At 63.5% G+C, this 11427-nt stretch carries 9 protein-coding genes and 1 tRNA gene; 4 read left to right on the plus strand and 6 right to left on the minus strand.

Features of this window, described 5'->3' with window-relative positions:
- Nucleotides 1–118: 118 nt before the first annotated feature.
- On the minus strand, nucleotides 119–991 hold the full coding sequence (speE, locus tag MK313_RS13410) for a polyamine aminopropyltransferase (protein ID WP_287782147.1): 873 nt from the start codon (nucleotides 989–991) through the stop codon (nucleotides 119–121).
- The gene (gene speD, locus MK313_RS13415; protein ID WP_407669861.1) at nucleotides 988–1437 is read right to left on the minus strand and encodes an adenosylmethionine decarboxylase; all 450 of its coding nucleotides are present in this window, start codon (nucleotides 1435–1437) and stop codon (nucleotides 988–990) included. The genes speE and speD overlap by 4 nt, the downstream gene beginning before the upstream one ends.
- A gap of 255 nt (nucleotides 1438–1692) precedes the next feature.
- Between speD and MK313_RS13420 the strand changes: the two genes are divergently transcribed.
- Nucleotides 1693–2136, plus strand: coding sequence for a GNAT family N-acetyltransferase (locus MK313_RS13420; protein ID WP_287782149.1), 444 nt, complete (start codon nucleotides 1693–1695; stop codon nucleotides 2134–2136).
- 62 nt (nucleotides 2137–2198) lie between these two features.
- Here MK313_RS13420 and MK313_RS13425 read toward each other — a convergent pair whose 3' ends face one another.
- The gene (locus tag MK313_RS13425; RefSeq protein WP_287782151.1) at nucleotides 2199–2771 is read right to left on the minus strand and encodes a DJ-1/PfpI family protein; all 573 of its coding nucleotides are present in this window, start codon (nucleotides 2769–2771) and stop codon (nucleotides 2199–2201) included.
- A 266-nt stretch (nucleotides 2772–3037) separates the two neighbouring features.
- Nucleotides 3038–3955 carry an SMP-30/gluconolactonase/LRE family protein gene (locus tag MK313_RS13430; RefSeq protein ID WP_287782153.1) on the minus strand — a complete coding sequence of 306 codons (918 nt, stop codon included), beginning with the start codon at nucleotides 3953–3955 and terminating at the stop codon, nucleotides 3038–3040.
- A gap of 140 nt (nucleotides 3956–4095) precedes the next feature.
- On the opposite strand from MK313_RS13430, the gene MK313_RS13435 reads away from it, so the two are divergent.
- The 3 genes from MK313_RS13435 (at nucleotide 4096) to MK313_RS13445 (ending at nucleotide 8581) form a co-directional block, all read left to right on the plus strand.
- Nucleotides 4096–5121 (plus strand): DUF6635 family protein, encoded by a 1026-nt coding sequence (locus tag MK313_RS13435; RefSeq protein ID WP_287782155.1) that lies wholly within the window; start codon nucleotides 4096–4098, stop codon nucleotides 5119–5121.
- A 46-nt stretch (nucleotides 5122–5167) separates the two neighbouring features.
- Nucleotides 5168–7534, plus strand: coding sequence for a Lon protease family protein (locus MK313_RS13440; protein ID WP_287782157.1), 2367 nt, complete (start codon nucleotides 5168–5170; stop codon nucleotides 7532–7534).
- Nucleotides 7535–7738: 204 nt separating this feature from the next.
- The gene (locus MK313_RS13445) at nucleotides 7739–8581 is read left to right on the plus strand and encodes a PRC-barrel domain-containing protein (RefSeq protein WP_287782159.1); all 843 of its coding nucleotides are present in this window, start codon (nucleotides 7739–7741) and stop codon (nucleotides 8579–8581) included.
- A gap of 118 nt (nucleotides 8582–8699) precedes the next feature.
- On the opposite strand, the gene MK313_RS13450 is transcribed toward MK313_RS13445, so the two are convergent.
- Nucleotides 8700–10856: a TonB-dependent siderophore receptor gene (locus tag MK313_RS13450; protein ID WP_287782160.1), complete on the minus strand. Its 2157-nt coding sequence runs from the start codon at nucleotides 10854–10856 to the stop codon at nucleotides 8700–8702.
- A 350-nt stretch (nucleotides 10857–11206) separates the two neighbouring features.
- A tRNA-Gly gene (locus tag MK313_RS13455) sits at nucleotides 11207–11280 on the minus strand.
- Between the last annotated feature and the right edge of the window lie 147 nt (nucleotides 11281–11427).

Genomic DNA, 11427 nt, shown 5'->3' on the forward strand with positions numbered 1-11427 from the left:
GCGGTCGACGCCAAGAGCCTCGCGGCATCGATCCCCTCTCGATGTCCCCCTACCGCGCGGCGACAGGCATCGGCTTCCGGATGGGGCCGCCCGCTTCCGTTGCGGCCCCCCTTCCGGTTCAGTCCGTTTCCAACTCCACCGCTTCCAGGATATCGACCAGGAATTGCGGGTGCGCGAAGGCGGCCTGGTGAATGGCCGGCGTGTAGTAGCGCAGCTTCGTCCCCAGCCTAGCGAAGCGCCCGGCAAGGGTTTCGAGCGGCTGGCGGCGCAGCGCCTTATCGTCAGTGCCCCAGCCGAAGGCCATGAAGCCGCCGATATAAGCCGGCACCGGCGCCAGGAAGAAGCTGACATCCTGGAACAGCGTCCCCAGCCGGCGATAGGTGTTCTCCACTGCATAGCGCTCGAAGAACGGAATGCCGTTCTGGGTGACGATGATGCCGCCGGGCGTCAGGCAGCGTTTGCAGCCGGCGTAGAATTCCTGGGAGAACAGGATCTCGCCCGGCCCTACCGGATCGGTCGAATCGACGATGACGACATCGAACCGCTCGTCGGTTTCCTGCACATAGCGCGCACCGTCCGCAATCAGCAGTTCCATCCGCGGATCGTCATAGGCGCCGCCGCTGATCGAAGGCAGATGCTCGCGCGCGATATCCACTACGGTACGGTCGATCTCCACCTGCACCAGCTTCTCCAGCGGATGCTTCAGCGCCTCTTCCGCCATGCCGCCATCGCCGCCGCCGATGATCAGCACGCGCTTCGCGGCGCCATGGGCCAGGATCGGCACATGGGTCATCATCTCGTGATAGACGAACTCGTCGGCCTCCGTGGTCTGGACGATGCCGTCTAGCGCCATGACGCGGCCATAGAGCTGGTGCTCGAAGACGATGAGATCCTGATGCTCGGTCTTGTCGCGGTAGAGCTGCCTGTCAATCCGCAGCTTCTGGGCGAGGCTGGGACGCAGCCGCTCCTCCAGCCATTCCTCACGGCTCACAGGGTCAGCCCCCGGCGATGCTCGCCAAGCCCGACCTGCCCAGGCTCGAAGGCGCGGCGCAGCACCTTCAGCGTCTCATGAGGCCGTGCATCGCCGCACATGAACACGTCCAGCGCGGCATAGCCGCGTTCCGGCCAAGTGTGAATGCTGATATGCGATTCCGCCAGAACGGCAACGCCGGACACGCCGCCATTCGGCGTGAAATGATGCAGATGTATATGCAGCAGGGTCGCCCCGGCCGCCTCCACCGCCTCCTTCAGCGTTTCCTCGATATGGGTGATCTCGTCGAGACGCGAGGCATCCCAGAGATCGATGATCAGATGCGTCCCGGCGAAGGCCACGCCATCGCGCACGACAAAATGGTCCTTGTCCGCATCGGTCTCCCCGACAACGGTATAAGGAACAGCAGCGGCCGTGTCGGCCATGACCGGGGTTTCGCTTGGCATGTCTTCCAAGTCCATCCCCGAGCGGATCAGCGCGCTTTTCGCCATTATCGCTCTCCTCCCAGCAGATGACCCAGATATCTGGAACAAGCCGGGCATATGGGAGAAAGGGGGCTAGAAAATCAAGAGAAAATGGCCGTTTTCCTTGTAAAATCATCGTTCTGCAAGAAACGAACAGGAAGCGGTCGAAGGGCGCAGCTTTCGACCCTTAATCTACGCTGCTAGGTTATCGGGCATCACCGCAACAAGCATCAGATCATGCCAGCGATCCACCGCCCGCTTGCCGACGACGATGTGGAGATCATCGCCACGATCCACCGTGAGGCCTGCCTGACCGCCTATGCCTTCATGGGCTGGAACTACAGCTGGCAGGAATGCCGCGACTGGTATGAAGGCAAGCTGCCGGACTGGGACTGGGGACTTGTCGCGCTGATGGATGGGGAGGCTGCCGGTTTCGCCGCCGGCATGGGTACGCATCTCGACCAGCTGTTCGTGCACCCGCTGCATCAGCACAAGGGCATCGGCAGCGGCCTGCTGCGCGCCGCCCTCGCCCGCACGCCGCCCATCGAGACGCTGAATGTCTTCGCCGAGAATGCAGGCGCGCGGCGCCTCTATGAACGATTCGGCTTCCGTGAGGCCGGGACCGTACCAGGTGGCGAGGGCGTTACGCTGGAACTGCTGTACCGGCGCGGCCCGTCCTGACAAAGAAAAACGCCGGCCCCGTTTCCGGGACCGGCGCCAAGATATCGGCCGATAAGCCGGCGTTACGCCGCTTCGTCGGTCAGCGTCGCCGCGTACTCGGTCACATTGGCCATCAGCGCGTCCAGCGCGGCGCCGATCTGCGCGTCGCCCTTCGCGGTGACCAGCATGCCATCGACGACGATCTCTTCCTCGCTCCAGCTGGCGCCGGCCTTCTCGGCGGCTTCCTTCGTGGTGTCCTCGCCGGTCACGGTGCGGCCGGCCAGTTCCTCGGTGATCGCCAGCAGGGAGATCGCGTCGCCGAAGGCCACAACCGGCTGATTGCCCTTCAGGAAGGCCTTCGCAATGCGCTTGGCGTGCGGATCATCCAGCAGCTTGGCGATGCTGCGCGCGCCGCCCGGAATCAGCAGCGCATCATAGTCGATGGCCAGAGTCTGGGTCAGGTCGGCATCAATCGGGAAGAAGTGGCCCCAGGAATTGTCGTGCCAGCCATTCACCAGCCCGTTCTCACGCGACACGATACGGGTCTGCGCGCCCGACGCGATGAGCGCCTTCTGGGCGTCCGTCATCTGAACTTCCTCGAAACCGCTGGCGACGAGGATGGCGATCTTGCGGCCGGCAAGGCTGGTATCGGTCATATGGAACTCCTTCTGGTTATACGCCGCGCCCTTCGCAGAGAAAAACAGCCGGTCCGGGCAGTCGAAAGGACTGCCGTGCAGAACCCTGCTTGCGGTCTGGCTCGCCATATGGGGACAGAAAAACCGGCCCGATAATGGGCCTCTGTCATCTGCGGCGAGAATGCGCGGGGATTGAACTCGCGCTTTACATAAAGTGAAACCGTGACGCTTTCAAGACTGGTGGGTCGAATAATCTGCGACGATCTGTCGCGTTTACCCGGCTACCGTCAGCTTTGGCCATAAAGGCGCTGTCCGGCGAGCGGCAAACGGGCGCCCAGCACACAGCCGGTATCGGATTCCACGATGTGCAGGGTCTGGCCGTCTGGACCGCCAAAGGCAAGGTTGGTGGTCAGCAATCCGCGGCAGCTGCGCACCCGGTACATCGGCTCGCCCAGCCGGTTGAACAGCCACACGCTGCCCAGCCCGACATGGCACACCGCCAGCTCATCGCCGCTGCCCATCGCCAGCCCATCCGGCCCGGTGCCGCCGGACAGCTGCACGAACATCCCGACCTTGGAAGTACCACCGCTGGCATGCAGCGGCAGCCGCCAGACGGCATTCGCCCGTGTCACCCCAACGAACAGCTGGGTTTCCGCCGCGTTCAGCACCAGCCCGTTCGGGCTGGGCACGGTATCGATCAGGCACTCCAGCCGTCCATCCGCCGTCCGCCGGAACACGCGGCCCGTCGGATCATGCAGGCCGGTCTGGCCCTGGTCGGTGAAATAGAGGTCGCCGTTCGAGGCGAAGACAAGGTCGTTGCAGCCCTTCAGCCCCTCGGAATGGACATGGCCAACGATGGTTTCCATCGCGCCGCTCTCCGGGTCCAGCTTCAGGATGCCGTGCCGGTAATCGGCGATCCAGATGCTGCCGTCCTTGTGAATTTTCAGCCCGTTCGGCCAGCCGTCATACTGCTTCACCAGCGTCCAGTCGCCGGCGGGCGAGACGCGGAAGATGCGCCCGAACGGGATATCCACCAGATAGAGGTTGCCGGCGTGGTCGAAGGACGGGCCTTCCAGGAAACAGTCCGCCGCCTCGCCGCCCTTGTTGAAGACCGACCAGTCGGTACGGCGCTTGTCGCGGAATTCGTCCGGCAGCCGGAACAGCACCTCGGTCTGCACATCCTGCGGCGGCGCGTAAAGGCTCATCACTTCCCCTCCCCTGATCGATGCCGGGCTATTAAGCGGGGCGACGGCATAGCGCACAAGCCTGCGGGGCGCATGGCTGCCTGCTCCGGCTCATGGTGGCTCTGGCGAAAACCGGCCTGCTGCCCCATCTATCAGACAGCATGACCGAAAGTCTCGACCCTCTCACGGCACTGCCCGCCGCCGCACCTGCCCTGCCGCTCGCCTTCGACCGCGAGGGGGCGGGCCGGCTGGTCGATACCGCCATCGCCCGCTACTGCGATAGCCGAAGGGCAGCAGTGCCCGACTTTGTGGACCGGCATTTCGGCTTTGCCGGTGCCTGGAAGCTGCATCGCCGGGCGCTTGGCTGGGACATGTTGCGCGCACCGGCCAACCTGGCGATGGGCCTGCCGGCGGTCGGCGTGAAGGCCGCCGCCGCCACGGCGCAGCGCCTCGGCAGGCGGGAGACGGCAGAGTGGCTGAACAGCCGCCGGCTGTTTCTCGAAACCGATGTCGGCCGGGAACTGTCCTGGCTGCTCTACACCGACCTTCTGCAGCTGCCCTACAACCAGCCGGGCCGGGAGAATCCGCGTGACGCGCTGGGCGAAACGCTGATGACCGATCCGCGTGTCGTCGCCGCCTTCCGCCTGCCGCTGATGGAGCTGGCCCGCCATGCCGACGACCCGGCCTTCCGGCAGCGGCTGGAGCAGGCGCTGGCCACCTATATGGGCAGCCGCACGGCGGCCGCCGACATCACCACCTCGCTCTTCGCGGTCGGCGCCGGTGCCGTCGGCGTGAAGGGATTCACGCCGGGCATGCTGTCGCTGGGCCCTGCCGTCGCCAATCTGATGGCGCAGAAGGCCGCCGCCTCCGCCGGGCCAATCGCCGGCCTGCTAGGCGGGCTGTGGTATGGTCAGGCCGCCGCCTCGCCGCTGCTGGTCGCGGGCGTGACCGGCGGGCTGCTGGGGGCCGGCGCCATCATGGCGGCCTTTGCCGGGGTCGTGACCGACCCGGTGCAGCGCCGGCTGGGCCTGCATCAGCGCCGGCTGGTGCGGCTGGTCGATCATCTGGAAGCCACGCTGCGCGGCGAGTCGGACAAGGCCTATGAAATCCGTGACCTCTATGTCGCCCGGCTGCTCGATCTTGCGGATCTGGTACGCACGGCGCACAGGCTGACAAGCGGCGGCTGAGCCGGCAAGATCGGCGCCGACGCCCGAAACAAGGAGTCCACCCGCCGTGCCAGCCCCCAAGCCTGAAGCCTTCAAGAAGCTGACCGCCGCCGAGGTTGCGCTTCCCAGCTTTGCCCCGGTGGCGGAAGCAGGCGTCGACAGCACCGTCTTCGATTTCACCAGCCACCGGCGCGCCCGGGAAGCGCTGGAATTCGCGCTGGGCATCGAGGATCTGGGCTACAACGTCTTCGTGCTGGGCGAGGAGCGCAGCGGCCGCATGACCGCCACGCTGCGCTATCTCGAACAGGCAATGCAGACGCGCCCCGCCCCCAGCGACTGGGTGATCCTGAACAATTTCCGCCATCCGCATCAGCCGCTGCCCTTCCGCCTGCCAGTGGGCACCGGCCGGCATTTCCGCAGCCGCATGGAAGCGTTGGTCGGTGAGGTGACGGAGGCGCTGAAGCGCGCCTTCACCGGCGAGGACTATCAGCGGCAGGTGCGCAGCCGGCAGGAAAAGTTGCAGGAGGAGATCAACGCCCGGCTGGAGGAGGTGCAGAAACGCGCCCGCGCCGCCGGGCTGGAGATCGTGCGCACGGAAACCGGCCTCACCGTCATGGTGCCGCCGCCCGAGGACAAGGATGGCGACGGCAAGCCGGATACGGACCCGCAGCCGCCCTCGCCGGAGACCGAGGCAACCGCCAAGCGCCTTCTGGAAGAGCTGGTTGAGATCAACCGCTGGGCCGGCCAGCGGCAGATGGAGCTGGTCGGCTGGATCAGGGAGCTGAACCAGCGTATCGCTGACCATGCCATCGCCGGACCGGTCGACAGCGTGCTCGCAGAATTCGGCCAGATTCCGCAGCTCGGGCGCTGGCTGACTGAAATGCGCGCCGACATGACCGAACAGCTGGGCGCCTTCCAGATGGCGATGGAAGGCGAGAGCAAGCCCGGCGTGATGCCGCCGGCGCAGCGCTATGCCGTGAACCTGTTTGTCGATCATGGCACCGAGACCCATCCGAAGGTCGTGCTGGAACCCAACCCGACCTATGAGAATTTGTTTGGCCGGATCGAATACCGCCAGGCCGCCGGCTCGCTGGAGACCGACTTCACGCTGATCCGGCCGGGCGCCCTGCATCAGGCCAATGATGGCGGCGTGCTGGTGGTGCGCGCCGAGGCCCTGGCCCGCGACCCCGCCGCCTGGACCTTCCTGAAGGGGGCACTGCGCGACCGGTCGATCCAGATCGAGGAACGCTACCGCGCCGGCAGCGTGCCGATTGCCGGTGCGCCCCGGCCGGAACCGATCCCGCTGGACCTGAAGCTCGTCATTGTCGGCTCCCCCTTCTGGTATTACTCGGTCTTTTCCGGCGATCCGGAATTCCAGGCCTATGTGAAGGTAAAGGCCGACATCGACCCGGACATGGAGGCCACAGCCGGAAATATCGCCTGCTACACCGGCCTGCTGCGCGACATGATGCGGCAGTTCGACGGCGTGACCCTGTCGCCAGACGCGGTGGACAGGCTGCTGGGCGAGGCGGCGCGCGAGGCCGGCCACCGCCGCAAGCTGACGGCGCGCTTCGAGCTGATCGACGATATTCTGGTGGAGGCGGTCCGGCAACTGCCCGCCGTCCGGCGCAAGGGCGCAGTGCTGGGCCATGAGGCGGTGGAAGCCGCCATCGCCGCGCGCCATCGCCGTAACGCCCGGGTCGAGGACCGTTTGCAGGAAGCGGTCACCGACGGCACGGTGATGATCGATGTGCGCGGCAGGGTCGTCGGCCAGATCAACGCGCTGGTGGTGCGCGACCTCGGCGACCACGCCTTCGGCATGCCGGCCCGGGTTTCGGCCCGCGCCTCGGCCGGCCGGGAGGGTGTCACCAACATCGAACGCGATGTCGATCTCGGCGGGCCGATCCAGCAGAAGGGCGTCATGGTGCTGCAGGGCTTCCTTGCCGGCAGCTTCGCGCGCGACATACCGCTGTCCTTCACCTGCTCCATCACCTTCGAGCAGAGCTATGGCGGGGTGGAGGGCGACAGCGCCTCAATGGCGGAACTGATCGCCATCCTCTCCGACCTTGCCGACATCCCGGTGCGCCAGGATCTTGCCATCACCGGCTCCGTGAACCAGCACGGCAAGACGCAGGCCATCGGCGGCGCGCATCACAAGGTCGAGGGCTTCTTCCGCACCTGCGTTGAGAATGGCGGGTTGACCGGCGATCAGGGCGTCGTGCTGCCGCGCAGCAACGAACAGAATCTGGTGCTCGACCCCGCCGTGACCGCCGCCATCGCCGAAGGGCGGTTCCACCTGTGGAGCGTGGACAGCATCGAGGAAGCGGCAGAGCTGTTCCTCGATACCGGCTGGGACGAGATACGCGGGCGGGTCGAGACGCGCCTGCGCGCCTTCAACGGCGTCCTCACCGAGGCGCGGCACAAAGGTATCTGAATAAGCCCTTCAATAAATTAAGGAAATTTGTCCGTTTCTCCCGCCTTTTCGCCCAATTGGGCATTCTGGCGGCAACCGGAACCGGCCCGGCAAGGCGGGCGTTCTCCTCACAAGTGTCCGGCAAGCGCATCGAACGCAGCGCACCGGACAAACCGTCGGTGACCCCGCATCCGCGGGGACCGATACAACACAGAGGAGACAGTCATGCGTAAGCATCTGATTGCCACCGTTTCCGCCATCGCCCTTGCCGCGCCCCTGATGGCCGCGCCCGCTCTGGCGACGGATATGAACAAGACCGAAACCAAGGCCGAGACCGGCACCAGCACCAGCATGTCCGGCAGCGCCGGCACCAAGACCGAGACCGACACCACGGTCGGCCAGGATGTGGACCGGGCCATGGACAAGGCCGGCAAGGAGATCAGCGACGCCTATGACAGCACCGTCAAGGCCGGCAAGGAGCTGGTCGATGACGATCCGGAGTTCAGCAACAAGATCGTCGGCAAGACCGTCCGCACCACCGATGGCACCTCCATCGGCACGGTGAAAGACGTGGTTGCCGGCGCCGGCGCCACCCAGGTGCAGCAGGTCGTGATCGGTACCGGCGGTGTGCTGGGCCTGGGCGAGAAGAATGTCGCCGTCCCGGCTGACCAGATCCGCTATGACAGCGCGGAGAAGAACGTCGTCGTCTCGATGACCGAGGCTGAGTTCGAGACCCTGGCCAACGCCTCCCCGGGCCGCGGCGAGGCCACCACGGCGGACGCCCAGGCTGGTTTCTCGGCTGACATGGCGGCCATCGTCGGCAAGCCGGTCCATTCGCAGGACGGCAAGGAAATCGGCGAGGTGAAGGACGTCGTGCTGGGCCAGGATGGCAAGCAGATCGACCAGATCGTGATCGGGTCGGGCGGCGTGCTGGGCCTGGGCGAGAAGGAGATCGCCGTGAAGCCGATGCAGCTGCGCGTGAATGCGGAGCAGAAGGCCGTCGTCCTGGCGATGACTGAGGCGCAGTTCAAGCAGGCGCTGGAGGCGGATACCAAGGTCATCCGCTAACCGGCCCTAACGCCGAAAGCTACGTCTAAAAAAAGCGACGCCGCCCGGGCAACCGGGCGGCGTTTGCCTGTTCAGGGGTCAGCTAACCCAGACTCCCAAACCCAACCTCCCACAGGCATCAAAACCTGTAGTTGGCCCTCACCATGACCTTGCGTGGATCGCCCGCATAGATCTTCACGTCGTTCGACCCACCAAAGAAGTATGTCTCGTCGAACAGGTTATCGACGATCAGCGACAATTTCAGATTGTCGAGCTCATAGTAAAAATTGAGATCGGTTACATGATAGCCTGCCAGACGAACCCGGTTGGACTCATCCTCGTCTGTATATCGGGTCGATTCGTAGTGCCACCCAACCCCCATGCCGACCAGGCCTCCGAGGACCTCTTCCGGGTAGTTGTATCGGGCAAGCAATGATGCCGTATGCGCCGGCGAGAAGCCCGGCACATTGCCGCGCGCCTCGTCATTGGTGGTTTCGGCAACCTTCGCATCCGTATAGGCGTAGGAGGCTTGGAACTGCCAGTTCAGGGACGGCTGATATTGCACCGTTACCTCGGCACCCCGGCTCTCGACAGTTCCGATAAGGGCGCTGGCGCCATCGACCGTCTCGGAGACATTCTCCTTAACGAGGTCGAAAACGGCAAAGTTCGTGTTCAGCTTGCCGTTCAACAGGCTCAGTTTCAGACCGACCTCATACTGCGTGCCGCTTTCAGGGTCCAACTGCCGGTTATTCTCATCGAAAGTCGGAACGGCCTGCATGTTGAAGGACTGCGACAGGCTGGTATAGACCGCAGCCTGCTCGGTGAGCTGATAGGTGATACCGGCATTATAGGCCGTTGTGTTCACCGAGACCGATTCATGAGCCGTCTCGTCGCTGTCAACATAGCGCAGATTATAGTCACCCGATTGCGTGTCGTAGCGGCCGCCGACAAGCAGGCTCAGCTTGTCGGTCAGGAAAATCTGGTCCTGTGCATAGACGCCGAAATTATACAGGTCCCAGTTCCGGTATGAACCGGGGATGGTCTCAAGCACATCGCCTGTGTAGACCGGGTTCATCTGGTCGAGATTGGCGCCAAGCGCGCCGAAGGCGAGACGGTCATATTGGCGGTATTCGTACCCGCCGCCCATGCCGACGATGAGGTTTTGCCGGAAGAGAGCATCGAAATCGAATGTCAGGTTGGCGTCGCCGAAATGGTATTCCCGCTCATTGTACTGATGCCGGTTGCGCCGCCGCAGCGTGCCATCCGGCCGCACCGAGTTACTCTCATAAAGCTTGCGCTCGTCGGTGTGCCAGACACTGCGCCATTTGAGGTTCAGCTTCGTGTCCTTGGCGAGTTCGTCGCGGTAGTTGAGGATCAGCGACAGTCCCTCATCATTATCGATGTCGCCCGGCTCCTGATAATAGGTCGTCAGGTCGGCGCGCTGATTGATGTCGCGGTTCAGCACGAATAGCCCATCGTCCGCAGCGCGCTCGTCCTTGGCATATTCGAGCTGGAAATCCAGGCGCCTTTTGTCATCGGGGACCCAGGACAAGGACGGGAACAGGTACGCCATCGTGTTGCCCTTGACATGGTCGCGATAGGAATCCTCGCGCTCATAGCCGGCAATCAAGCGATACAACAATGCGCCGTCTGCGTTCGCCCGGCCGTTAAGGTCGAAAGACCCCGTATAGCTGGTATCGCCATATTCGGGGAACAGCTCGCCTGACAAGGTGATTTCACGGAATTCCTTATCCTCGGGCTTCTTGGTGATCATGTTGACCATCCCGCCCGGGTCCATCCATCCGTAGAGCACGGAGGCTGGCCCCTTCACGACTTCGACCCTTTCGATGTTCGCGGTCGTCGGAGAGCCAAAACGGCTGGTCAGCCCGGGAAGACCATCGACCTGAAGATTCTGCAGATCGACCGACTGTCCCCTGATCGTGAAGCTGTTCGCGGTGGTGCCGCTGCGCGAGAACCCCGGAATATAGGCAAAGACCTTCTCAAGCCGGTCCGCCTTCAGATCCTCGATGACCTGCTCGTTGAAAACATTGGTCGTATAGGGAATCAGGCTTTGATCGACATCGCCTTTCAGCGCAGTGCTGCTCTTCTGCTCGAAATAAGAGTCCAGTTCCGAGAAGACGGTAATCGGGTTGAGCGCGTAATCGTACACCGCCGGCGTAGTCTTTGCCGGGGTTTCCCCTTTTTCAGCCTGCCTGGAACTGTCCTGCGCCACAGCCTGCGTTGTGGCCGCGCTGAGCCACATGGCCCCGGCAACCAGCGCCTTCTTCATCCTCATCTGTGTCCCCTTAAATGACTCAATGACCCCAAAACGCCCGATAAAACGGGCCGGCCAGGCAGATCACCTCAAGGCGCCCCAAAGCCCTCTCGCAGAGATATCCGCAGCCGAAAGCCATAGAAACGATAATAAGAATGAGTTGCAATATTAAAATAGAACGCGTTATGAAATGGCTGGAACGCACCCACCGCAGACAAGTGTAATGCCGGGAGTCGTCAGTCTTTCATGGGATTCTGTGCGGCACCACGCCACAGACTACGGCAGCAGGATCAAGCGGACGGACAGATCCGTGCAAACACCGGATGCTTCTCATCACAGGATGAGAGACACAATTCATGTCAGGGAAAATCTGGAGCGGGTGAAGGGAATCGAACCCTCGTCGTCAGCTTGGGAAGCTGCTGCTCTACCATTGAGCTACACCCGCGATGCTCCTCCTTATAGGCGAAGCTTTCGCCCCCGGCAAGCCGGGGCTCCGCCTCACTTCACGAAGACAAAATAGCTGAACATACCCACAGGGTGGCGGTCTGCCACCGGCCCCATGGTCAATTCCAGATTCTCGAAAACCGCCTGA

The sequence above is a fragment of the Oceanibaculum sp. genome, from assembly GCF_022449305.1.
GTDB lineage: Bacteria > Pseudomonadota > Alphaproteobacteria > Oceanibaculales > Oceanibaculaceae > Oceanibaculum > Oceanibaculum indicum.